Source organism: Cupriavidus sp. 05N38 (genome assembly GCF_056397345.1).
Genome location: NZ_JBFTNF010000007.1, coordinates 98207 through 121336 on the forward strand (window position 1 = coordinate 98207; position 23130 = coordinate 121336).

General features: G+C 67.1%; 24 protein-coding genes and 1 tRNA gene. 15 read left to right on the forward strand and 10 right to left on the reverse strand.

The window, feature by feature from the left end; genetic code table 11:
• The first annotated feature begins 77 nt into the window (after nucleotides 1-77).
• The 5 genes from AC1DK4_RS07570 (at nucleotide 78) to hemW (ending at nucleotide 4862) form a co-directional block, all read left to right on the forward strand.
• The gene (locus tag AC1DK4_RS07570) at nucleotides 78-1133 is read left to right on the forward strand and encodes a serine/threonine protein kinase (protein WP_441612432.1); all 1056 of its coding nucleotides are present in this window, start codon (nucleotides 78-80) and stop codon (nucleotides 1131-1133) included.
• A gap of 54 nt (nucleotides 1134-1187) precedes the next feature.
• Nucleotides 1188-2102 carry a PP2C family protein-serine/threonine phosphatase gene (locus tag AC1DK4_RS07575; RefSeq protein WP_441612433.1) on the forward strand — a complete coding sequence of 305 codons (915 nt, stop codon included), beginning with the start codon at nucleotides 1188-1190 and terminating at the stop codon, nucleotides 2100-2102.
• Nucleotides 2103-2266: 164 nt separating this feature from the next.
• Nucleotides 2267-2986, forward strand: coding sequence for a ribonuclease PH (gene rph / locus AC1DK4_RS07580; protein WP_441612435.1), 720 nt, complete (start codon nucleotides 2267-2269; stop codon nucleotides 2984-2986).
• A 26-nt stretch (nucleotides 2987-3012) separates the two neighbouring features.
• On the forward strand, nucleotides 3013-3627 hold the full coding sequence (gene rdgB / locus AC1DK4_RS07585; protein WP_441612436.1) for an RdgB/HAM1 family non-canonical purine NTP pyrophosphatase: 615 nt from the start codon (nucleotides 3013-3015) through the stop codon (nucleotides 3625-3627).
• Complete coding sequence (hemW, locus tag AC1DK4_RS07590; RefSeq protein ID WP_441612437.1) at nucleotides 3624-4862, forward strand: radical SAM family heme chaperone HemW; 1239 nt, start codon at nucleotides 3624-3626, stop codon at nucleotides 4860-4862. Before rdgB ends, hemW begins: the two co-directional genes overlap by 4 nt.
• Nucleotides 4863-4934: 72 nt before the next feature.
• Here hemW and AC1DK4_RS07595 read toward each other — a convergent pair whose 3' ends face one another.
• Nucleotides 4935-5477 carry an outer membrane lipoprotein gene (locus AC1DK4_RS07595; RefSeq protein ID WP_441612438.1) on the reverse strand — a complete coding sequence of 181 codons (543 nt, stop codon included), beginning with the start codon at nucleotides 5475-5477 and terminating at the stop codon, nucleotides 4935-4937.
• Nucleotides 5478-5708: 231 nt separating this feature from the next.
• On the opposite strand from AC1DK4_RS07595, the gene AC1DK4_RS07600 reads away from it, so the two are divergent.
• From AC1DK4_RS07600 to AC1DK4_RS07620, 5 genes are all read left to right on the forward strand, one after another.
• A tRNA-Ser gene (locus tag AC1DK4_RS07600) sits at nucleotides 5709-5798 on the forward strand.
• 400 nt (nucleotides 5799-6198) lie between these two features.
• The gene (locus AC1DK4_RS07605; RefSeq protein ID WP_441612439.1) at nucleotides 6199-6330 is read left to right on the forward strand and encodes a hypothetical protein; all 132 of its coding nucleotides are present in this window, start codon (nucleotides 6199-6201) and stop codon (nucleotides 6328-6330) included.
• Entirely contained in the window at nucleotides 6327-6845 is a 519-nt protein-coding gene (locus AC1DK4_RS07610) for an RNA polymerase sigma factor (RefSeq protein WP_441612440.1), read from the forward strand. The genes AC1DK4_RS07605 and AC1DK4_RS07610 overlap by 4 nt, the downstream gene beginning before the upstream one ends.
• Entirely contained in the window at nucleotides 6842-7612 is a 771-nt protein-coding gene (locus AC1DK4_RS07615; protein WP_441612441.1) for an anti-sigma factor family protein, read from the forward strand. Before AC1DK4_RS07610 ends, AC1DK4_RS07615 begins: the two co-directional genes overlap by 4 nt.
• A gap of 267 nt (nucleotides 7613-7879) precedes the next feature.
• Nucleotides 7880-8341: a hypothetical protein gene (locus AC1DK4_RS07620; RefSeq protein ID WP_441612442.1), complete on the forward strand. Its 462-nt coding sequence runs from the start codon at nucleotides 7880-7882 to the stop codon at nucleotides 8339-8341.
• A 20-nt stretch (nucleotides 8342-8361) separates the two neighbouring features.
• On the opposite strand, the gene AC1DK4_RS07625 is transcribed toward AC1DK4_RS07620, so the two are convergent.
• The 3 genes from AC1DK4_RS07625 to gudD form a co-directional block, all read right to left on the reverse strand.
• Entirely contained in the window at nucleotides 8362-8739 is a 378-nt protein-coding gene (locus tag AC1DK4_RS07625) for a hypothetical protein (RefSeq protein ID WP_441612443.1), read from the reverse strand.
• Nucleotides 8740-8875: 136 nt separating this feature from the next.
• Complete coding sequence (locus tag AC1DK4_RS07630; RefSeq protein ID WP_441612444.1) at nucleotides 8876-9883, reverse strand: Bug family tripartite tricarboxylate transporter substrate binding protein; 1008 nt, start codon at nucleotides 9881-9883, stop codon at nucleotides 8876-8878.
• Nucleotides 9884-9988: 105 nt separating this feature from the next.
• Complete coding sequence (gudD, locus tag AC1DK4_RS07635) at nucleotides 9989-11377, reverse strand: glucarate dehydratase (protein WP_477131452.1); 1389 nt, start codon at nucleotides 11375-11377, stop codon at nucleotides 9989-9991.
• A 233-nt stretch (nucleotides 11378-11610) separates the two neighbouring features.
• Between gudD and AC1DK4_RS07640 the strand changes: the two genes are divergently transcribed.
• A complete protein-coding gene (locus AC1DK4_RS07640; RefSeq protein ID WP_441612447.1) occupies nucleotides 11611-12357 on the forward strand; it encodes a FadR/GntR family transcriptional regulator in 747 nt (248 codons plus the stop codon).
• Nucleotides 12358-12518: 161 nt separating this feature from the next.
• A complete protein-coding gene (locus tag AC1DK4_RS07645; protein WP_441612448.1) occupies nucleotides 12519-14096 on the forward strand; it encodes an aldehyde dehydrogenase (NADP(+)) in 1578 nt (525 codons plus the stop codon).
• A 272-nt stretch (nucleotides 14097-14368) separates the two neighbouring features.
• Here AC1DK4_RS07645 and AC1DK4_RS07650 read toward each other — a convergent pair whose 3' ends face one another.
• Both AC1DK4_RS07650 and AC1DK4_RS07655 read right to left on the reverse strand, forming a co-directional pair.
• Nucleotides 14369-14896 (reverse strand): hypothetical protein, encoded by a 528-nt coding sequence (locus AC1DK4_RS07650; protein WP_441612449.1) that lies wholly within the window; start codon nucleotides 14894-14896, stop codon nucleotides 14369-14371.
• Nucleotides 14897-14908: 12 nt separating this feature from the next.
• Nucleotides 14909-16159, reverse strand: coding sequence for a DUF2092 domain-containing protein (locus tag AC1DK4_RS07655; RefSeq protein ID WP_441612450.1), 1251 nt, complete (start codon nucleotides 16157-16159; stop codon nucleotides 14909-14911).
• 226 nt (nucleotides 16160-16385) lie between these two features.
• Between AC1DK4_RS07655 and AC1DK4_RS07660 the strand changes: the two genes are divergently transcribed.
• Both AC1DK4_RS07660 and AC1DK4_RS07665 read left to right on the forward strand, forming a co-directional pair.
• Nucleotides 16386-17081, forward strand: a complete 696-nt coding sequence (locus AC1DK4_RS07660; protein ID WP_441612451.1) for a hypothetical protein — start codon at nucleotides 16386-16388, stop codon at nucleotides 17079-17081.
• Between the two features lie 132 nt (nucleotides 17082-17213).
• On the forward strand, nucleotides 17214-17828 hold the full coding sequence (locus tag AC1DK4_RS07665) for a hypothetical protein (RefSeq protein WP_441612452.1): 615 nt from the start codon (nucleotides 17214-17216) through the stop codon (nucleotides 17826-17828).
• 134 nt (nucleotides 17829-17962) lie between these two features.
• Here AC1DK4_RS07665 and AC1DK4_RS07670 read toward each other — a convergent pair whose 3' ends face one another.
• Genes AC1DK4_RS07670 through AC1DK4_RS07685 form a run of 4 tightly spaced genes read right to left on the reverse strand, consistent with a single transcriptional unit; the run spans nucleotide 17963 to nucleotide 21465 of the window.
• Nucleotides 17963-19138 carry an osmoprotectant ABC transporter ATP-binding protein OsmV gene (locus AC1DK4_RS07670; RefSeq protein WP_441612453.1) on the reverse strand — a complete coding sequence of 392 codons (1176 nt, stop codon included), beginning with the start codon at nucleotides 19136-19138 and terminating at the stop codon, nucleotides 17963-17965.
• A gap of 1 nt (nucleotide 19139) precedes the next feature.
• A complete protein-coding gene (locus AC1DK4_RS07675; RefSeq protein ID WP_441612454.1) occupies nucleotides 19140-19787 on the reverse strand; it encodes an ABC transporter permease in 648 nt (215 codons plus the stop codon).
• A 10-nt stretch (nucleotides 19788-19797) separates the two neighbouring features.
• On the reverse strand, nucleotides 19798-20721 hold the full coding sequence (locus tag AC1DK4_RS07680; RefSeq protein ID WP_441612455.1) for a glycine betaine ABC transporter substrate-binding protein: 924 nt from the start codon (nucleotides 20719-20721) through the stop codon (nucleotides 19798-19800).
• Between the two features lie 27 nt (nucleotides 20722-20748).
• Nucleotides 20749-21465 carry an ABC transporter permease gene (locus AC1DK4_RS07685; RefSeq protein ID WP_441612456.1) on the reverse strand — a complete coding sequence of 239 codons (717 nt, stop codon included), beginning with the start codon at nucleotides 21463-21465 and terminating at the stop codon, nucleotides 20749-20751.
• 678 nt (nucleotides 21466-22143) lie between these two features.
• Between AC1DK4_RS07685 and AC1DK4_RS07690 the strand changes: the two genes are divergently transcribed.
• A complete protein-coding gene (locus tag AC1DK4_RS07690) occupies nucleotides 22144-23073 on the forward strand; it encodes a pirin family protein (RefSeq protein WP_441612457.1) in 930 nt (309 codons plus the stop codon).
• Nucleotides 23074-23130 lie beyond the last annotated feature (57 nt).

Genomic DNA, 23130 nt, shown 5'->3' on the forward strand with positions numbered 1-23130 from the left:
AAAATGGCCGCAATTGTGTTCTTTACAAGTCATCGATTAGTCAGGACAATCCGGAGGCAATCAAGGTCCCGAATCCTATGACAGAGTCCAAGGGCGCAATACCTCCGAAGAGCGCACCGCTGCCCATTGGCACGCTGCTGTCCAACTATCGTATTGTAAAGAAGTTGGCCAGCGGGGGGTTCAGTTTCGTGTACCTCGCCACTGACGAGACCGGCTCGCCCGTCGCCATCAAGGAGTACCTGCCGTCGTCGCTGGCGCGCCGCAAGCCTGGCGAGCTGATCCCGGTGGTACCGGAAGAAAGCGCCGCGTCGTTCCGGCTCGGGCTCAAGTATTTCTTCGAGGAAGGCCGCTCGCTGGCGCGCATCTCGCACCCCAGCGTCGTGCGCGTGGTGAACTTCTTCCGCGAGAATTCCACCGTCTACATGGTGATGAATTACGAGCTGGGCAAGACGCTGCAGGAACACATCCTGCATGCGCGCCAGCAAGGCCGGGCCAAGGTCCTGCGCGAGCATTTCATCCGCAAGGTCTTCCACGCGCTGATGAGCGGCCTGCGCGAGGTCCATATCCACAAGCTGCTGCACCTCGACATCAAGCCCGGCAATATCTATCTGCGCGAGGACGAATCACCGATCCTGCTGGATTTCGGCGCCGCGCGGCAGATCCTGACCATGGAGGCGGCGCGCTTCCAGCCCATGTACACGCCCGGCTTCGCCGCGCCCGAACTCTACGGCAAGCACAGCGATCTTGGCCCCTGGACCGACATCTACAGCCTCGGCGCCACGCTTTACGCCTGCATGGCCGGCATGCCGCCGCAGGAGGCGAACCAGCGCGAGAAGGATGACCGCATGGCCGAATCGCTCACGCGCCTGCGCACCAGCTACACCGACGGCCTGGTCGACCTGGTCGAATGGTGCCTGCGGCTGACCCCGTCCGAGCGGCCGCAGAGCGTGTTCCGGCTGCAGAAGGAATTGCGCGAGCAGACCAACGCGCTGGGCGAGCAGGCCGCCGCCAGCGCGCCAGCCCCCACCACGGCCGAACGCCCCATCGCCAGCCGCTTCCTGACGCTGCTGCGCAAGCGCGACGAACCTGCCGCCGGCGTCCCCGCCGGAGAAATCGGCGCAGGCGGCGAATAAATCACAACCAGGGCGCCCAGTGCCGCCCTCGAGAAACCGACCCCAACAGCCAACATGCGATTCTCCGTCTACCAGGAAAGCAGAAAAGGCGGCCGCCGCATCAACCAGGACCGCATGGGGTATTGCTTCACGCGCGATGCCCTGCTGATGGTGCTGGCCGACGGCCTCGGCGGCCATGCGCTCGGCGAGGTCGCCGCGCAGCAGGCACTGCAGACCCTGGCCCGCCAGTTCCAGGCGCAGGCCCGGCCGTCGATCCGCAACCCTGCCGATTTCCTGCAGGACACCATCATGCTGGCCCACCGGGAAATCCATCGCTATGCGGAGGCCAACGGCCTGGCCGACGTGCCGCGCACGACGGTAGTCTGCTGCCTGGTGCAGAACGGCCAGATCCATTGGGCGCACGCCGGCGACTCCCGGCTGTACCTGGTGCGCAAGGGCAGCCTGCTGACCCGCACGCGTGACCACTCCAAGATCGAGAACCTGCTGCAGCAGGAGCGCGTCTTGCCGATGCAGGTGGCCAACCACCCCGAACGCAACAAGCTCTACAACTGCCTGGGCTCCCCCAACCTGCCGCTGATCGACATCGGCGGACCGCTGCGCCTGGAGCCCGGCGATGTCGCCCTGCTGTGCTCGGACGGCCTGTGGGGCAGCATCGAAGAGCAATTGCTGGTCGACAAGGTGACCCACCTGTCGGTGGTGCACGCCATCCCCGACCTGATCGAGCAGGCCCTGGAGAATGCCGGCGAAGGCGCGGACAACACCACCGCCATCGCCATGATGTGGGAACTGGACGCGCATCTCTCCAACGAAGAGGCGGTAGCGACCGAAACCCTGCCGCTCAACACCTTCACCACCTCCATCCTCGAGAACAACGGCGGCGACACCGACCTGCTGTCGGAGGAGGAAATCGAGCGCTCCATCGCCGAGATCCGCGCCGCGATCGACAAGACCACCAACTTCATGCGCTGAGCGGGGCCGGGCAATCCGGCCAGGGGGTACCGCATAAGCCACTCTTCGCGCAAAAAGCCGGGAATGGCGCGCCATCCGCGCGCCATGCAGACGCCGAACGGGCGCGCGCGGCCTGGCGGCGGTAAAATCCCGCTCCTGGACTGTCTCCCGAGAAAAAATCCCCCATGCGACCAAGTGGACGCGCTGCCGATGCGCTGCGCCCTATCACCCTGACCCGTCACTACACCCGCCACGCCGAAGGTGCCGTCCTGAGTGCGTTTGGCGACACCAAGGTCTTGTGCACGGCCAGTGTGCTGAGCAAGGTGCCCCCGCACAAGAAAGGCAGCGGCGAAGGCTGGGTCACCGCCGAGTACGGCATGCTGCCGCGCGCCACCCATACCCGCTCGGACCGTGAGGCCGCGCGCGGCAAGCAGACCGGCCGCACGCAGGAAATCCAGCGCCTGATCGGCCGTGCCATGCGCTCGGTGTTCGATCTCGCCGCGCTGGGCGAATACACCATCCACCTCGATTGCGACGTCCTGCAGGCCGATGGCGGCACGCGCACGGCGGCCATCACCGGCGCCTTCGTGGCCGCGCACGATGCCGTCTCCGCGATGCTGCGCGACGGCCTGATCAAGACCAGCCCGATCCGCGACTTCGTCGCGGCCGTGTCGGTCGGCATGGTGGACGGCGTGGCCGTCCTCGACCTCGACTACGCCGAGGACAGCGGCTGCGACACCGACATGAACGTCGTGATGACCGGCAGCGGCGGCTTCGTCGAAGTGCAGGGCACCGCCGAGGGCGCGCCGTTCAGCCGCGCCGATCTCGACGCCATGACCCGCCTGGCCGAGCAGGGCATCGCCGACCTGGTGACGCACCAGCGCCGCGCGCTGGGCCTGGCCTGATGGCTGGATCCCATACGGTGAACGCAATGCAACGCCTGGTCCTCGCCTCCAACAACCCCGGCAAGCTCGGCGAGTTCGGCGCCCTGCTGGCGCCGCTGGGCTATGACGTGGTGCCGCAAGGCCAGCTTGGCATCCCCGAAGCCGAAGAGCCTTTCGCCACGTTCGTCGAGAACGCGCTCGCCAAGGCGCGCCACGCCAGCCGCCTGGCCAGCCTGCCGGCGCTGGCCGACGACTCCGGCATCTGCGTGGACGCACTGGACGGCGCGCCGGGCGTCTACTCTGCGCGCTACGCGCAACTGGTGGGCAAGGCAAAGTCCGATGCCGCCAACAACGCGCACCTGATCTCGCAGCTGGCCGGCAAGCTCAACCGCCATGCCTACTACTACTGCGTGCTGGTGCTGGTGCGCCACGCCGACGATCCGCGCCCGGTCATCGCCGAAGGCGTGTGGGCCGGCGAGGTGGTCGACGCACCGCGCGGCAATGCCGGCTTCGGCTACGACCCGCACTTCCTGCTGCCGCAGATCGGCAAGACCGCGGCCGAGCTGAGCCCCGAGGAGAAAAACGCCGTCAGCCACCGCGCGCTGGCGCTCAAGGTGCTGACCGAACGCTTGCGCGCCTCGGGCCAGCACGGCCAGCCATGATCCCGATCATTCCCGTGGGCGCGGCGAGCGCGCCGGCGGACACCAAGTCGCTGTGGCTGCAGCCCGGCCAGCTCTCGCTGCCGGCGTCGCCGCCGCTCTCGCTCTACGTGCATATCCCGTGGTGCGTGCGCAAGTGCCCGTACTGCGACTTCAACTCCCATGCCGTGCCCGGCGCGGACGGCAGCCACGATATCCCGGAAGACGCCTATCTCGATGCGCTGCGGGCGGACCTGGAACAATCGCTGCCGCTGGTATGGGGCCGCCAGGTCCATACCGTGTTCATCGGCGGCGGCACGCCGAGCCTGCTGTCGGCCGCCGGCATGGACCGCCTGCTGTCCGACATCCGCGCGCTGCTGCCGCTCGATGCCGACGCCGAGATCACGATGGAGGCCAATCCCGGCACCTTCGAGGCCGAGCGCTTCGCCAGCTACCGCGCCAGCGGCATCAACCGCCTGTCGATCGGCATCCAGAGCTTCAACGACCGCCACCTCGCCGCGCTCGGGCGCATCCACGGCGGCGACGAGGCGCGTGCCGCCATCGGCATCGCGCTGGCCAACTTCGATAACGTCAACCTGGACCTGATGTACGCGCTGCCGGGGCAGACCCTGGCGGAATGCGTGCAGGACCTGGAAACCGCGCTCTCGTTCGGCACCACGCACCTGTCGCTGTACCACCTGACGCTCGAGCCGAACACCTTGTTCGCCAAGTTCCCGCCCGCGCTGCCGGACGACGACAGCGCCTACGAGATGCAGGACCTGATCGAGGCGCGCACCGCGCAGGCCGGCTACCGGCACTACGAGACCTCGGCCTATGCCAGGCCCCATCGCGAAGCGCGCCACAACCTGAACTACTGGCGCTTCGGCGACTACCTCGGCATCGGCGCCGGCGCGCACGGCAAGCTCTCGTTCCCGCACCGCGTGCTGCGCCAGATGCGCCACAAGCATCCGGCCACCTACATGGCGCAGGCCATGGCCGGCAACGCAGTGCAGGAAAGCCACGACGTCGCCGCGGCGGATCTCCCCTTCGAGTTCATGCTCAACGCGCTGCGCCTGACCGACGGCGTGCCGGCCAGCACCTTCTTCGACCACACCGGCCTGCCGCTGCATACCATCAGCCGCGACCTGGCCGCCGCCGAGAAAAAGGGCCTGCTCGAAGCCGATCTGGCCACCATCAGGCCCACCGAGCTGGGGCGCCGCTTCCTCAACGACCTGCAGGAGATGTTCCTGAAGGGCTGAGCCCCGGCAGCGCCCCTGCAAGCAAAACGGCCACCCTCGCGGGTGGCCGATTGCATCGTGCGGCACCTTCGATCAATAGGGCATTGCCATGTCGTTGGCAACCTGGGCGCGGGCGCCGATGCGCAGATTGCTCACATTGCGCTGCGTGACCGTGGCCATGCGGCCATCGTCGAGACGCACGTTGACGCGATAGACGGTCTCGGTGCCGCTGCTGGCACGCTTCTCGACCTGGTTGCCTGCCACGCCACCCACGACCGCGCCGCCGATGGTGGCGACGGTATTGCCGGTGCCGCCGCCGATCTGGTGTCCCAGCAAGCCGCCGGCAACGCCGCCGATCACGGTGCCCAGCAGGCCCGAACTGCTTTGCTGCGTGGTGACCGGCTCGATCGACTCGACCCGGCCGTACAGCACCGATCCGGGTGGCGCCTGGTAGGTGGTGGCGCCCGGAGTCTGGTAGGCGGGCTGCTGCTGCGGCGGAGGCGGCGGGGCGTTGTTGTAGCCGCCGCCATACCCACCGTTATAGCCACCGCTGTAGCCGCCGCCCGGTGCCGCGCATCCGGCCAGACCCGCCACGGCGACCGCTGCCGCCACACCCACCAGAATTTTGCCCTTCATCAAATATCCTCCTCGATTGACCGCAATGTTGACCGCAATGGCTTGCATTGCCGAAAGCCGGGGAACGCGGCCCTGTCGCCATGCGCCCCCCCACGCATCATAGGAGCCCGGCACCACTTCGAAGGTTCCGCCCTGTCCGACAGACACCGACAAGACCACATCAGGCAATCCTGCCCAAGAGCACGCGACCAGGCGCAGCTCCCTTGCTATAATGCGCGCTCTTTCCTTCCCGGAAGCGTGGCCGAGTGGTTTAAGGCAGCAGTCTTGAAAACTGCCGATGGGGTGACCCATCCGTGAGTTCGAATCTCACCGCTTCCGCCAGTTTCCCTGTCACACGGCGGCCTGCGGGTTGCGTCATTGCGCTCCCGCCTTGGCAAGCGGCACGCGCGCCGGCCACGAGCGCTGGTCGCCCCCGGCGGCATGCGTGCCGACCTTCCCCCCTTGATGCCCGCAAGCCCGTGCACGGCGCTTGAACACTGAACGGCCCTGCGCGTCTCGATCGCGTGATCGCTTGATGACCGCATCAACGCCCTGCGCCTCCTGCCCGAGCGGCGGGAATAAATCCCGGTCGCGGCTCGTTTACCGTATTGGGCAGGCCGAACGGAACCCGGTGTGAGGACAGACGCGATGTCGAGGAGATCGATCGACACTGCGGCCGGTCGCCGGAGTCCTGCCTCATGCATCAGCCTGGCAATCCAGGGCAGGACACGAGGAGATCGAATTGGAAGTGCTTCGCCTGATTCCGGCCGTGCTGCCCGCCGCCATGGCGCCGGCGCCATATTTCACCGGCGGCTCGCCCGCCCCTTGCTACAGCGGCAGCCGACCGGGCAGCCTGGCCGGCTGGCTGCGGTGAGCCTGGAGCAAGATCTGGCGGCCTGGCTACCGCAACTGCGGCGCTATGCGCGCGCGCTGACGGGCGACGCCGCCTGGGCGGACGACCTCGTGCAGGACACCGTTGAGCGCGCACTCGGCTGGGCCTCGCTGCGCGCCCACAAGAATACGCGCGCCTGGCTGTTGACCGTGCTGCGCCACCTCTATATCGACCAGTTGCGCAAGCGGCATGAGTTCACCGTCGATGACGGCGACCCGCTCTGGGAGCGGCTGGAATCGCCGGACCAGCAGATCGAGGGATTGCTGTTGCGCGATGTGCAGCGCGCGCTGTACCGGCTGCCTCCGGACCAGCGCGAGGTGCTGTTGCTGGTGGCGCTGGAGCAACTGAGCTACCGGGAGGCCGCCGCGATCCTGCAGGTGCCCGTGGGTACCGTGATGTCGAGACTGTCGCGCGCGCGCGAGCACCTGCGCGCCCTTCTCCAGGATGGCGCCGGCCAGCGCCCCACCCAACTCAAAGCCGTGAGGAGCACGTCATGACCGACGATCGCGATCCTGCCACGCCGCCGGAGCCGGACCTCGAACGTCTGTCGGCCCTGGTAGACGGTGAGTTGTCGCCACGGGCACAAGCCGAAGCCCTGGCCGGGCTGGCGCATGACGAGCAGGCCACCGCGCGGGTGGCCGACTACCGGCGCCAGTGCGCCGCGCTCAAGGCGCTGTTTCCGCCGCAGCACGATGCGCGCTACCTGGTGGTGCGCGCGCGGCCGAACTGGTGGTGGCGTGGCGCAGCGGCGCTGGGGTGCCTGGTCGTCGGCCTGGCGCTCGGCACGGGCGCCGCCCGCTTGCCGGGTGCCGCGGCCGACCCCGCTGCCTTTGCCCGCCATGCCGACCTGGCCTATGCGGTCTTTGCCGTCGAGCAACGCCACCCGGTCGAGGTGCCCGCATCCGACCAGGCTCATCTCGTGGCATGGCTGTCGCGCCGGCTGTCGCGCACGCTGACCATCCCGGTGCTGGACGACTTCGGCTACAAGCTGATGGGTGGCCGGCTGCTGCCCGGCGCAACCGGCCCCGCGGCGCAGTTGATGTACGAGAACCCGGCGGGAGAGCGGCTGACCCTGTACATCGCCTCTGCCTCCTCCACGCATCCCTCGGTCAGCGTGTTGCGCGAGAATGAAAGGCGCACCTTCTACTGGGCCACCGGCGGCGCGGGCTATGCCGTTTCGGGACAAAGCACCGAGCCGCGCCTGCGGGAGATTGCACTGGACGTGTGCGGCAGCCTGGGCGGCGCCCCCGAGGAATGGCGTTGAGCGGTGGCCGATAAATCCCGTGCTCCGGGGGAATAAAGCCGGCACCTGATCCGTTTACATCGTGTGCAGGACCGTTCCGCGATGGACACGGAAACGGGACCCGCAGGCAAACCGATGTGCCTTCAGATAAGACCGGATTCCATACGGACATGCCGGAACGGGGCGCTGCGATCACAGACCGCTTTCACCGCTCTCGCCCCTCCCCCGGAAAACCAGCGCCGTAGGCCGTATCGTGACGTCGGGAGTTCTCGCTCGGGATGAACAACCATGGGCAAGCATTTCGCAGCCGCGGCGGCGGCACTGGCCGCCCTCGGCTTTGGCCTGCCGGCGGCAGGCCAGGACATATCAGGCCCACCCTGCGAGGAGATGTCGGGACAGGCCGTGATCAACGGCGTCCTGCAGCAAGTCCAGGGCCTGGCCTGCCTGCAACCCGATGGCAGCTGGCAGATGGTCGACACCGGCGACGCGGGCGTGATTACCTACGCCGCGCCCTACTATGACCCGTGGTATTGGGCACCATATGGCGTGGCGTTTGGCGGCGTGATCTTCATCGATCGCTTCCATCATGCCCACCATGTCGCACACGCGTTCTTCCGTGCGCCCGGGATGCGCGTCGGCGGTGGCTTCCGTGGCGGATTTCATGGCGGCGGGTTCCATGGGGGCGGTGGTGGCTTCCACGGCGGCTTCCATGGCGGCGGCGGAGGCGGCGGAGGCGGCGGCCATCACTGATGCGCATGCCATGGTGAACGTCACTCTCCGGCCGGCATCGTCAGCAGGCGGTACGCCTGCTCCTCGGAGATCTTCAGGCGGTAGTGACGAGACAGCATGCGGGCGAACTGGCGCGCCGCGGATGGCTCGCAGTGCCTGAGCTGTTCGCGGTAGGCCTCCAGTTCGAAACGCAGGCGCCAGCGCGGGCTGAGCAGGTAGAGCACGCCCATCAGGCCACCGGAGCGCCAGAATTGGCGCACATGGACCTTCTCGTGCTCGATCAGCGCATGGCTCGCGCCGGGCCGCAGCAAGATCAGCGGGCCGGGCGCGAATCCGTCGAAGCGGCGCGGCACCAGCCAGCGGGTCTCGATCAGCAGACACGGCGGCGACTTGCAGAGGCGGATCCTGGGGCGGTGCATGCCAACAAGCGTAACAGGCTTTGCTGCCAGCCTGCGCGACAGGCAACGCCCGCGTCCGCCCAATAAAAAAGCCCTGCCGTGAAGCAGGGCCAAGGAGCGTGAAACCGGTGCGCCCCGCCATCGGCGTGGCGTGGATTTATTCGCTGGTGATCTTCCCGGCTTCGATCACGGTCTTCCAGCGCTGCAGTTCCTGTTTCTCGAACTGGTCGAACTGCTCGGGCGTATTGGCGACGACCTCGAAACCGCTTTCGGCCAGCTTCTGCCGCATCTGCGGTTCGGCCAGCGCGCTGACCAGCGCGGCGTGCAGCTTGCCCTTGACGTCCTTGGGCAGCCCGCGCGGCGCGGCCACGCCCTGCCACGAGTAGACGTCCACTTCCTTCACGCCGCCTTCTGCCATGGTCGGCACATTGGGTAGCACCGCCGAGCGCTTGTCGCCGGTCACGGCCAGCGCCTTGAGCTTGCCGCTGCGGATATGCTGCAGCACCGCGTTGACGTTCTGGAACGAGGCGTCCACCTGCCCCGCCAACAGGTCGGAGATCGCGGGCGCGCCGCCCTTGTACGGCACGTGCAGTCCGTCGGTGCCGGATTTCTGCCAGAACAGCGCCGCGGTCAGGTGGTCCGACGAACCCGCGCCGGAGGTGGCGAAGGCGACCTTGCCCGGGTTCTTCTTCATGTACGCAACCAGTTCCTGCAGGTTCTTGGCCGGGAAATCAGGCTTGGTCACCAGCACGTTGGGCGCGCGCACGGCCACCGTCAGCAGGTCGAAATCCTTGGCCGGATCGTAGGGCAGGTTCTTCTGCAGGAAGGGGTTCACGGCGTACACGCCGATCGACGCCACCATCAGCGTGTAACCGTCGGCGGGCGCGCGCTTGACCATGGTCGCGCCGATGGCACCGGTCGCGCCCGGGCGGTTGTCCACCACAAATGGCTGGCCGAGCTTCTCGTTGAGCGGCACCGCCAGCATGCGCGCAATGGTGTCGGTGGAGCCGCCGGCCGGGAACGGCACCACCACCGATACGGCTTTGGTCGGCCACGTCTGCGCAGCGGCGGCGGTCATGCTGCCGGCTGCCGCCAGGGCGGCGATCAGCGCCCCGGCAAGCTTGAACAGCCTGCGCCGCGCGGCGGGTTGCTGGAACTTGGTCATCGTTGTCTCCTGGTTTCTTGTTGGATTTCTTGATGTCGCGAGCTTTCGACTTCTGATTGATACCGCTTTTTTATTGTTGGCGTTCCAGGCGGGAGGACGGCACCCCTACCGGACCATGCACGGCGCCTTGTTGTTGAACTTCCAGCCCGGGATCAGGAACTGCATGGCGACAGCGTCGTCGCGCGCGCCCAGCCCCATGCTCTTGTAGCGTTCGTGCGCCAGCGCCAGCTGCTCCACGTCGAGTTCCACGCCCAGGCCCGGCGCCGTGGGCACGGCCACCTTGCCATTCTCGATCTTGAGCGGCGCCTTGGTCAGGCGCTCGCCGTCCTGCCAGATCCAGTGCGTGTCGATGGCGGTGACGCGGCCCGGCGCGGCGGCGGCCACGTGCGTGAACATGGCCAGCGAGATATCGAAATGGTTGTTGGAATGCGAGCCCCACGTGAGACCCCACTCGGCACACATCTGCGCCACGCGCACCGAACCCTGCATGGTCCAGAAATGCGGGTCGGCCAGCGGAATGTCCACCGATTGCAGGCGCACCGCATGGCCCATCTGGCGCCAGTCGGTGGCGATCATGTTGGTGGCGGTGGGCAGGCCCGTGGCSGTGCGGAACTCGGCCATGATCTCGCGGCCCGAATAGCCGTCCTCGGCGCCGCAGGGGTCTTCCGCATAGGCCAGCACGCCATGCTTGTCGCGGCACAGCCGCACCGCCTCGGCCAGCGACCACGCGCCGTTGGGGTCGAGCGTGATGCGCGCCTTGGGGAAGCGCTCGGCCAGCGCGAGGATCGCTTCCATTTCTTCGTCGCCGCGCAGCACGCCACCCTTGAGCTTGAAGTCGTTGAAGCCGTAGCGCTCGAACGCGGCTTCGGCCAGCCGGACCACGCCCTTGGCGTCCATCGCCGCTTCATTGCGCAGGCGGAACCATGCGTTGTCCGCATCGGGCTCGCCGCGGTAGCCGAGCGTGGTGCGGTTACGGTCGCCGACGTAGAACAGGTAGCCCAGCATCTCCACCGCATCGCGCTGCTGCCCTTCGCCCAGCAGCGCGGCCACGGGCACGCCGAGGTGCTTGCCGAGCAGGTCGAGCAGCGCCGCTTCGAGCGCGGTCACCGCATGGATGGTGATGCGCAGGTCGAAGGTCTGCAGACCGCGGCCGCCGGCGTCGCGGYTGGCGAAGGCGCTGCGCACGCGGTTGAGCACCGCCTGGTGGTTGCCGATCGACTGGCCCACCAGCAGTTCGCGCGCATCTTCCAGCGTCTGGCGGATGGCTTCCCCGCCCGGCACCTCGCCCACGCCGATGTTGCCGGCACTGTCCTTGAGGATGACGATATTGCGGGTGAAGAACGGACCATGCGCGCCGGACAGGTTCATCAGCATGCTGTCGTGGCCGGCCACTGGGACCACGCTCAGTTCGGTGACGACCGGCGTGCCGCCGGGCGCGGACGTCGAACGTGTCGCCGACGCATCGTGGCTTGCGGGATTGGGCGTTTGGGTCATGTCGGGTTCCGGCGGAAAGCGCGGCGGTCGACCAGGCGACGCTGCGCTTAGGGTTGTCTCGGGCTTGGCGGTGCCGGATCGTGCCGGCTTTCTCATGCTAGCGATTCCGGCAGATTGTGCGCCCAGCAAGGCTGGCCGCGCATGTTTGTTGCCGGATGGCTGTTATCGGTCGTCATATGACTTACGACGAAGTATAATGAGCGCATTGCGATCCGGTCAAGTCCCCGCCAACCATGTCAAACCCCATGCTTGCTTCCTCCACTCCGCTGCGGCGCCGCGGCCGTACGCTTGCCGAAGAGGCAGTGAGCAGCCTGAGCGAACGCATCCAGCAAGGCGCGCTCAAGCCGGGCGACAAACTCCCGACCGAGTCCGAGATCATGAGCGCGCTCGGCGTCAGCCGCACCGTGGTGCGCGAGGCGCTGTCGCGACTGCAGGCCAGCGGCCTGGTCGAGACGCGCCATGGCATCGGCACCTTCGTGCTGGCCCGCCCCGCCGAAAGCGCCTCGCCGTTCCGCATCGATCCCGCCACCATGGTCACCGCCATGGACGTGCTGGCCATGCTGGAATTCCGCGTCAGCCTGGAAGCCGAGGCGGCCAGCCTGGCAGCCTCGCGCCGCAGCGACGAGCAACTGGCTACCATGCGCCAGGCCCTGGACGAGCTCAAGCGCACCGCCACCGACGGCAAGGACTCCGTCGGCGCGGACTTCGAATTCCACCTGACCATCGCGCGCGCAACCGGCAACCGCTATTTCACCGACATCATGGGCCACCTGGGCACCATGGTGATCCCGCGCAGCCGCCTGCACGTGAGCGCGCAAGAGCGCGAGCAATATCTCGAGCGCGTCAACATCGAGCACGAGAATATCTACGACGCCATCGAACGGCGCGATCCCGAAGGCGCCAAGGCGGCGATGCGCATGCACCTCACCAACAGCCGCGAACGGCTGCGCAAGGCGTCGGCCGCGCTCGACGCCGGCTGATCCGCGCCCCGCACCCGCCTGGCGCGGGTTCTCCCGCTTGCAGGCAAGGTCTCTGATGTTGTAGGATGTCTTATAACGAAGCGCAGCGAATGCGACTGTGCCCGGCCCGTCACCCGCCCGCTGCCCGGGCGCCTTAATTGACCGCAGTTGAAGGAACCCTCATGACCATCACCGGCGAAATGCTGATCGGCGCCAGCGCCGTACGCGGCACCGCGAAGATCCTCCATGCCACCAACCCGGCTACGGGCGAAACGCTCGCACCGGAATTCCACGGCGGCGACGCGGCCGATGCCGAGCGCGCCTGCGCGCTGGCAGAAGCGGCCTTCGATACCTACCGCAACACCTCGCCCGAGGCCCGCGCCAGGTTCCTGGAGTCCATCGCCACGGGCCTGGAAGCGCTGGGCGATACGCTGATCGAGCGCGCCCATGCCGAAAGCGCGCTGCCGATCGCGCGCCTGCAGGGCGAACGTGCCCGCACCGCCAACCAGCTGCGCCTGTTCGCGAGCGTGCTGCGCGACGGCCGCTGGCAATCGGCCACGCTCGACTCCGCCCTGCCCGAGCGCACGCCGCCCCGGCCTGACCTGCGCCTGCAGAAGATCGCCGTGGGCCCGGTCGCGGTATTCGGCGCCAGCAACTTCCCGCTGGCGTTCTCGGTGGCCGGCGGCGACACCGCCTCGGCGCTGGCGGCCGGCTGCCCGGTCATCGTCAAGGCACACTCGGGCCACCTCGGCACCTCCGAACTGGTCGGGCGCGTGATCCAGAAGGCGGTGGCCGATGCCGGCCTGCCGGAGGGCGTGTTCTCGCTGCTGGTGGGCTCCGGCTTCACCATGGGCACCGCCCTGGTGGCCAATCCGTCGATCCAGGCGGTCGGCTTTACCGGCTCGCGCAGCGGTGGCCTGGCCCTGGTGCAGACCGCGAACAACCGGCCGCAGCCGATCCCGGTCTACGCCGAGATGAGCAGCATCAACCCGGTGTTCCTGCTGCCCGCGGCGCTGAACGCACGCGCGGCCGAGATCGCGCGCAACCTGGTGGATTCGCTGGTGATGGGCGTGGGGCAGTTCTGCACCAACCCGGGCCTGCTGCTGGCAGTGGACAGCCCGGCGCTGGACGTGCTGCGCCAGGGCACGGTCGCGGCACTGGCGGAAAAAGCTGCCGCCACCATGCTGACGCCCGGCATCTGCCAGGCCTACGACAACGGCGTGGCGCAACTGAGCGATATCGAAGGGCTGCGCCGCATCGGCAGCGGCCTGGCGCCCACCGGCCCCAACCAGGCGCGTCCCGCGCTGTTCGAAACCACGGCGGAACGCTTCCTTGGCGACCACCGCATGGAAGCCGAAGTCTTCGGCCCCTCGTCGGTACTGGTGGTCTGCCGCAACCACGAGGAAATGCTCGCCGTGGCGCGCCGCCTGGAAGGCCAGCTCACCGCCACGGTGCAAGCCGATGCCGGCGACCGCGCCGAGGCCGCCAGCCTGCTGACCGTGCTCGAACGCAAGGTCGGYCGCGTGCTGTTCAACGGCTATCCGACCGGCGTGGAAGTCTCGTACGCGATGGTGCACGGCGGTCCGTTCCCGGCCACCTCGGACACCCGCGCGACCTCGGTGGGCGCGTCCGCCATCGACCGCTTCCTGCGTCCGGTGTGCTACCAGAACGTGCCTGTCGAGCTGCTGCCGCCGGCGCTGCAGGATGGCAATCCGCTGGGCGCATGGCGACTCACTGACGGCCAGCTGGGCCGCGACTAAGCGCGCGCCGCGTCTCGCACCGCCATGAAAATGGGCCGGAATTTCCGGCCCATTTTCTTTCGGCAAGACCGGGAGACGTCACGCGAACCGGGACTGGCCATTCCAGCCGAGGCCTTGAAACGCGCCGGCCGCGTCATCGCCCGAATTCGGCAACGCTGCTGCCAGATGCGTGGCACGCACAGCAACGCTAAGTATCTACGTGTCCCGCAGCGGATCGCCGGCCAAGAAGCAGCCGGCCACCTGGGCCGGCGGGATGCGAACACCCGGGATGCTCAGTAAGGTGGACTGATCACGACGTACTGCCCACCCTGCGGCTGGTACCACGTATTGCCGCACTGCTGGTAGACCATGCCACCGTAGTTGACGGGCACGCACCCTGGCGGGACGGTGCGCACCATGGAGCCCACGACTGCGGCAGTCACCGCAACCGTGGCCGTGACCGCGGCCGCCGTCGCGACCGGGTGATAGTCATTGTCCCAGCCGCCGTGGCAACAACCACCGCCCTCGACGTTCACGTTGACGTTCTTGCTGGCGTTGACGTTGACGTTCCTGTTGACGTTGTTGACGTTGTTGACGCTTGTACTGCGGACATCGTTGGTACGCGCGTCCGCGCTCCTGTTGTCGATCTGCCTGCCCCCGCCTCCAGCGGCGGCTGCAGCGCCGCCGCCGCCACGAGCGCCGCCGCCGCCACCGCCGCCACCGCCGCCCACGCGCGCCTCAGCCACAGGGGCCCAGCCATAGGTCGCCAGAACGAGAACGCTCAGGAGCACCAGGAACAACTTGCCGAATGCTTGTCTCATGGCGGCTCTCCTTTACTGGTTCTTCACGGGAACGAACTCGGCCAATCTGGCACCCTTCGGCGGCGTGAAGGTGAAGGTCGACTCCTTGAACTTTGGATTCAGCCTCCAATCGAGCAGGGTGACCGATTGCGGACGCGCGTCGTCGGCGCGATTGGTGATCACCAGCTTGCGCGGCAGAGGCTTGGTCCCGTTGGCAATCCAGATCTGCCAGTCGATCGCGCCCTGGCGGAAGGCGTAATGATCACAGAGCTCGCCGTCGACAAAGTCCTGGCCGGCATTCATCGCCGACTCCATATTGTCGAGCGGCGCGGCGGGGGTGCCCCACAGGAACAGGTCCGCGATCGGTAGTTCGATGCCGAATCGTTCCTTCAGGCGGCGCACCAGCCCGGCGAGGTTGTCGGCGAATTCCGCCTTTGAATAGGATTTCTGCGCCGGTGTATAGAGTGTCACCGTCTTGCCGTCGTAGATGAGGTCGCGTTGGGAACGGGCGCTATGCATGCGGGTGCGCAGCTTGTTCGGACGATCCACTTCGAGGTCTGCCGTCGCCGTGTGCTGGAGCTTCTGGCCGTCGGCCAGCACCCGCTCGCCGGTCAGCTCGATCGATACCTCGAAGCGCTTGAGCGACTGGAGATAGGTGCCCATGTCCTTGAGCGCCTGGATGGCTGCCGGATTGACTGCCTTGGCATCAGGCTGGGCCGTACCTGCCGGCGGAGCCGGGGCAGCCGGCGCGGCCGCGGATGCCGGGGCAGCCGGTGGAGCCGATGGTGTCGGGGCGAGCGTGCTGCATGCCCCGAGCGACATCGCCAGCAGGCTCGACGCCAGTATTCGTACCATGGTGATCTCCCAGAGTTGTGAAGGCCCGCCTGGAGCAATACGAATTGCGCAGTCGCCATGCCTATGCTTGCAGAGCCGCCGGAGAATTGGAATTAACTCTTGTAAGTACGTGATCTCAATTTTTTCAAGCGCGCAACGGCTTGCGCAGAGAGCAAGCCGGATCTGCGGGGCCTGAGCCGGGAACAACACGTCATCGGCCACCGGGGAGGCGAGCAGGGCACAACGCCATCGCGCGGTCGTAGCGGCCGGCCGGCAACAAGGCTGTGCATCGTCGGCGCGGCAAGCGGCGTGCCAGGTGCGACCTGCACGGCGAACCCACTGTGCCAAGGTGCCGGTCGACGTGATCCAGCGCCCCCGGACCGGATCGATCCCCTCGCAAGGCGACGTATCAGGCCCGACCGACGCACGGGGCGAGTTGACGACATGCACGCCTCGCACATCTCAAGTGAATACGATCGCCTTGCACTACTTCCTTCATCGCATAAATTACCTCTGCCTCGCGAGAGGTATTGAAATTTTTCACATCGAAATCACCGTAAGGCGAAGCGAACGAAGAAAGCCTTGTCTTGCGTCATTCATGAAAAAACATTGCCGGTATCGATGGAATTAAATTTCCATGGATCGATGCTGCCCGCGAATAACAGGAGGAGCAAAAATGGCTGTTCTGGATACCATCCGAAACGCGTTGAAGCCGGATGACACGAAGGCGCGCGAGCAACTCGAGATCTTGAAGAAGGCGGCAATGGGGGAGCTCGATAAATACCGCTCCGAGCTGATACAAAAGATGCGCAATCCGGACGCATTCCGGGAGGAGATCGTTCCGTACAAGATGTTCGAGCATATCGAGCAATATCGGGTCAGCGTCACTGACAAGGCCGCCGACGAAATTTCTTCAGTCGTCGATTCCTTTTTCTCGGGCGGCGAGAAAAACGTGAAGGACGGGTTCTCCACGCTGATCAAGTTCGCCTTCAACGCCATTCTTGGAAGCACATCGATCGGTGAATCGTCCACCAAGAATTGGTATATCGCCCTGGAGCGCGGCGCACTGATCCGTGTCGATGTGATGGCGTGGCGCTATAACTTCTCGGGCGATGGACTGATTGCCGAAGTCAAGAATGCATTTTGCTTTACGGCAACCAAGTCCTTCGTGGATGCGGAGGAACTCAAGGCGCAGGAACTCATTTATTTCGTTGCCAAGAGCCTGAAGCTGGAATCCGTGGAAGAGATCGTGAAGAACCCGACCCTGGAGCAATACGTCAGGCTGCTGAAGGACGGCTACAAGCGGGCGCCCGTTCACGATGCCATCGATAACTACGCAAGGCTGGCGGGACGCCCGGTCATGCTGAGATAGCAGCCGGCCGGCGTGGATGGCGCTATCGGGGCGAGTCCCTGGCGGCGCCGTCCGGCCGGAGATCCACCGGAGACCGGCGCTCGCTTCGCGCATGCCGGACGGGGAACGTTTCGCCCAACGAAGAGGTGGCTCATGCCGTTCAATCAGACACAGATCGAATCGATCATCCGGAAGTACGACGAGAACAAGGCATCGCTGGGCCGATACCCGGTCCCCACGCCGGAGACCATCAAGGTCATAGACGCCGTCATGCAGCTCGTGGCGCCATTGGATCTGATCGACGGCAAGGCCGACATCGCGGACGAGCTCGGTCACATCGCCATGGCCGTGATGCACATGCAGACCCCGAAGATCCAGTACGCCTTCGTTGTCGCCTTCTCCGGTGGCCGGCTGTCCAAGCCGAACTTCGACAAGATCCAGGCCGTCCTGAAGCCAGCCCCGCTCGTCGCGGCATTGAACATGCCGCTCGTGCCGGCCGACCAGCTGGCTTTCCAGTTCGTGTACCACATGCCGCCGCCCGACATAGCGACGTGGCCCTGCGCGGAGCCAAAGGCGCTGCTGGTGGCCGAGAACCTGGATGCAACGCTCCTGGGCTTCGCCTGCCGGTGGTACACCTGCTCCCAGCTTGCCACGCCGCACCGGCTGGACATCTCCTTCGTCTCCACGCGCGAGGCCTTCATGCTGCCTTGCGAGGCATGCTTCAACCTCTTCGGTGACGCGGCGCGGTGGCCGCACGTCCATCTCTGAGCCGCGGAGACGGCCTGCGACCAGGCCGCACCGGCCCCCGGAATGCAAGACGCCCGATGCGGTTCACCGGGCGTCCCTCGCTGCAACCTGAACAGCCACGACTACGTGCGGCGGGGCGTCAACCTTTGGCCGGCTCAGGCGGCGGCACGCTCGACGGGCGCCGGCGCCTGCGGCGCCCGGATCACCGGCGCGTTGCCGCGCGAGCGCCCTGAACTGAGATAGTCCGCGATCGATTCCTGCGTCACCTCGCCGAGATACACGCCCCCGGCATCGAGCACCGGCAGCCAGCTGGTGTTGTGCTGGTACATGCGCGACAGGACGATGCGCAGGTGCTCGTCGAAGGCCCCGGTGGCCTTGAAGGGACGCATCGCATCGGCGCACGCGCCCTGCCCGCCCCGCGCATCGCGGCGCGTGACGTAGCCCAGCGCGCGCTGCGCGGCGTCCACCACCGGCAACTGGCGCACATCGGCTTCATCCATGATGCCGAAGGCCTGCGCCAGCGGCATGTCCGGGGTGCAGCTCTGCGCCATGGTTGCCGCGTCGCCGGCGCGCACCAGCAGCAGGCGCTTGAGCGTGTTGTCATGGCCGACGAAGGCCTGCACGAAATCGTCCGCCGGATGCGCCAGCAAGGCGTCGGGATGATCGAACTGCACCAGCTTGCCGCGGCGGAACACGGCCACGCGGTCGCCCAGCTTGATGGCTTCGTCGATATCGTGCGAGACCATGATCACGGTCTTGCCGAGCTGGCGCTGCATCTGGAAGAACTCGTTCTGGATGCTCTCGCGGTTGATCGGATCGACCGCGCCGAACGGCTCGTCCATCAGCAGCACCGGCGCGTCCGCGGCCAGCGCGCGGATCACGCCGATGCGCTGCTGCTGCCCGCCCGACAGCTCGCGCGGGTAGCGCGACAGCATCTTGTCCGGATCGAGCTGCACCATCGACATCAGCTCGCGCGCGCGCTCGCGGCTGCGCTTCTTGTCCCACCCCAGCAGGCGCGGCACGACCATGATGTTCTCTTCGATGGTCATGTTGGGGAACAGGCCGATCTGCTGGATCACGTAGCCGATCTTGCGGCGCAGCGTCACCTCGTCCACGCGGGTGGTGTCCTCGCCATCGATCAGCACGCGGCCGGCGCTGGGCTGGACCAGGCGGTTGATCATCTTCAGCGTGGTGGTCTTGCCGCAGCCCGAAGGCCCGAGGAAGACGCAGATCTCGCCCTTGGGCACCGTCATGGAAACGGCATCGACGGCGTGCACTTCGGCGCCGTCCTTCTGGCGGAAGGTCTTGGTGAGTTGGTCGAGTTCAATCATGTCAGCGGATTCCTTTCGGTGTCAGCGCCCGCTGCAGCCACTGCAGGCAGGCATCGGCGACGATGGCGAGCACGCTGACCAGCACGGCACCCACCGCCAGCTTGCTCATGTTGCTCTGGCTGATCGCTTGCAGGATCAGCACCCCGAGGCCTCCCGCGCCGATGATGGCGGCGATGGTGGCCACGCCGATATTCATCACCACGGCGGTGCGCACGCCGCCGAGGATCACGGGCACGGCCAGCGGCAGGTCCACCAGCCGCATGCGCTGCCAGGTGGTCATGCCGATGCCGCGGCCGGCTTCCTGGATGCCGTCGTCCACGCTGTCGAGCGCCACGCAGGTATTGCGCATGATCGGCAGCAGCGAATACAGGAACACCGCGGTCACCGCCGGCACATAGCCCAGCGCGTGGCCGAAGCGCGCGAACACCGGGATCATCAGGCCGAACAGCGCGATCGAGGGCAAGGTCAGCACGATGGTGGCCAGCGTGAGCAGCGGTGTGGCGAGGAAGCGAAAGCGCGCGCACAGGATGCCCAGCGGCACGCCCGCCAGGATCGCCAGCCCCACCGCGGAGCCCACCAGCGCCAGGTGCTGGCCGGTCAGCTTGAGCAACGTGGGCCAGCTGTGCTGCAGGTAAGTCATCAGGTCCATGCGGCCTCCTTCAGATCAGGCCGTGGCCGCGCAGGAATTCCTGCGCCACCTTGTCGACCGGCTGCTGGCCGATATCGACCTTGTAGTTCATCTCGGTCATGGCCTCGTTGTCGAGCGTGGCCGAGAGCGCATTGAGCAGTCCGGCCAGTTCCGGGTGCCGCTCCAGCGCAGCCTTGCGCACCACCGGCGCGGCGTTGTACGCGGGGAAGAAATGCTGGTCGTCTTCCAGCAGCACGAGGTCGAARCCCTTSACSCGGCCGTCGGTSGTGTAGACCAGGCCCAGTTCGACCTGGTCGTTCTTCAGCGCGGTGTAGACCAGGCCGGGATCGAGCTGAATCACGTCGCGGCGCGAGAACGGCAGCTTGTAGCGCGCCTTGAGCGGCTCCAGGCCATCCGGGCGCGCCGCGAACTCCATGTCGACGGCGAACGGATGCGCCGTGCCCTCGCCGGCCGCGCGCATTTTTTCGGCGAAGGCCGACAGCGTGGTCACGCCGGCGGCGTCGGCGCGCTTGCGCGGCATCGCCAGCGCGTAGGTGTTGTTGATGCCGGAGGCATCGAGCCATACCAGGCCGCGCGCGGCGTCGAGTGTCTTGACGCGTTCGTAGCTCGCCTGCGCGTCGAGCTTCTCCTCGACCTTGTTGAAGACGATCAGCGCGGTGCCGGTGTAGTCCCACACCACGTCGAGCTGGTCGCTTTCCATGGCCTGGCGCATCAGCGTGCTGCCCAGGCCGGAAGTCAGCTCGGTGGCCAGGCCCTTGGCCCTGAGGTACTGCGCCGTCATCGACGACAGGATCAACTGCTCGGTAAAGTTCTTGCCGCCCACGCGCACGGGATCCGCGGCGGCGGGCGCGGCCACTGCGGCCAGGGCCGCGGCGGCGGCAAGGCCGGCCAGCAGGCGGCCTGCGCGCGCGAGCGCGCTGGTGATGGAATGCATCGGGTTCTCCTTCATGTGCGGCGGCCTTCAGCGCGCCAGGCCGCGGCTGCGCAGGTAGCAGTAGCCGGCGGCGGCGAACAGGCCGTCGAGCGCCAGGGCGAGCAGCGCGGTAGCCGCGGCGCCCAGCAGCAGCAGGGGCTGGTTGTTCAGGTAGATGCCAGGGAAGATCAGCTCGCCCAGGCTGTTGGCGCCGATCAGGAACGACAGCGGCACCGTGCCGACGTTGATCACCAGGCTGATGCGCACGCCCGCCAGGATCACCGGCAGCGCATTGGGCAGTTCGACGCGCAACAGGCGCTGGCGCGGTGTCATGCCCAGGCCGCGCGCGGCTTCGGTCAGGGCCGGCGAGACGCCGAGCAGGCCCTCGCAGGTATTGCGCACGATCGGCAGCAGCGAGGCCAGCCACAGCGCCAGGATGGCCGGCCGCTCGCCGATGCCGAGCACGGCCAGTGCCAGCGCCAGCACCGCCAGCGAAGGCACGGTGTTGCCGATATTGAAGACCTGCATCAGGCGCTCGGCCCAGCGGCGCATGCAGGGCCGGCTCAGGCCGATGCCGGCCGGCACGCCGGTGGCCAGCGCCAGCGCCATGGACCACGCCACCAGGCGCAGGTGGTCCGCCACGTCGTACCAGAGGCGGTCCTGGTATTGCCGGATGACATCGACGCCGATCCACGTGGCCAGGCCGGCCAGCGCGGCGAGCGCGAGACATCCCCAGGCGAGCGCCTGTACGGATTGCTTGGACATATTCCCCTCTTTTCCGCGCGCCGCACGTGGGCAGGAAGCACCACATCCGGACTGGCGGACGAAAACGGCCTCGGGCGGTGCAATTGGGGGCCGCCGGGCCTGACTAGATTGCCTTGCCCGCCATGACCGGCAGATGAGCCGGTGGACGGGCGCCGGGTTCCACGCGAAGGCGGGGAAACCCATTTGACGGGACGCCGGGCGTGCGAATGCCGGGGGTCCCTGGAGCGGCGCAACCCGCCGCGAAGATGCGGTACGGGAGGCCAGTGGCAGCGCAGAGTTGATGATTTCCGACGCGCCGCCGGATCAATCGGCCAACGCAGCGCAGGTAACGGACAAGACACAAACAAGGGCCAGGCAAACCTGCCGGGCCTTGCATCTTGCGCGGGATCACGCAGCATCGGATGACAACGAGAGCGCTATTATACGCATTTACGCCGATCTTGTCATCTTCCCGCTTTCCGGCCCGCTTGTGGGCGCATTTGCCGACGTTTGTCCGGCATCGTCGCGGACGCGGGCGCTGTTGCAAAAACCAGCTATAACGTGGCGGTCACCGTGCCACCGGCAGAACAATCTGTTGCCCTGCCGCCCTCTACCGCTTTTGGCCCAAACCCTTAAATTGGGAGGGTAGCCAACGGGCGGCGCGCCATTGCCGCCGCCCCAGCCAACAGGAGATCGAACATGGAACAACGCACTACCGCTACCGCCGTCGCGGCCACCGCCGAGGAAACCGTGCAGCGCTCGCGCGCGGTCGACCGCGTGGTGCGCGGCATCGCCACCTCGGATGGCGCCGGCGTCAAGCTGACCCGCGTACTGACGCAGAACCTGCAGCGCCGCCTGGACCCGTTCCTGATGCTGGATGCCTTCGGCACCGACAGCCGCGACGACTATATCGGCGGCTTCCCCGACCACCCGCACCGCGGCTTCGAGACCATTACCTATATGCTGGCCGGCCGCATGCGCCATCGCGACAGCGCCGGCAACGAAGGCCTGCTGGAAAACGGCGGCGCGCAGTGGATGGTGGCCGGCGCCGGCGTGGTGCATTCGGAGATGCCCGAGCAGGAGGACGGCCGCATGGAAGGCTTCCAGCTGTGGCTGAACCTGCCGGCCGCAGACAAGATGACCGCGCCCTGGTACCGCGACCTGCCCGCCGCCGCCGTGCCCACGGTCGCGCTGCCGAACGGCGCCACCGTGCGCGTGCTGGCAGGCGCTTCGCACGGCATGGCCGGCGCGGTGACGCGCCCGGTCACGGAGCCGCTGTACCTCGACGTGACGCTGCCCGCCGGACAGCATTTCTCGCAGCTGCTGCCGCCAGGCCACAACGCCTTCCTGTACACCTACCGGGGCGAAATCTCGGTAGGCACCGGCGACAGCGCGGCGGTGCTCGAAGCGCAGCGCATGGGCGTGCTGGACAACGCCGCGGGCGCCGACGGCGTGAGCGTGACCGCGGCGACCGATTCGCGCTTCCTGCTGATCGCGGGCCGGCCGCTGGGTGAGCCGATCGTGCAATATGGGCCGTTCGTGATGAACACCCAGGAGCAGATCTACCAGACGCTGGCGGATTTCCGCGAAGGCCGCTTCAGCCAGGTCGCGGCGAACAACGGCGCCTGACCGGCAGGACTGCGCCGATCCGCACCGGGCCGGGAACGCATCGCGCGCTTCCCGGCG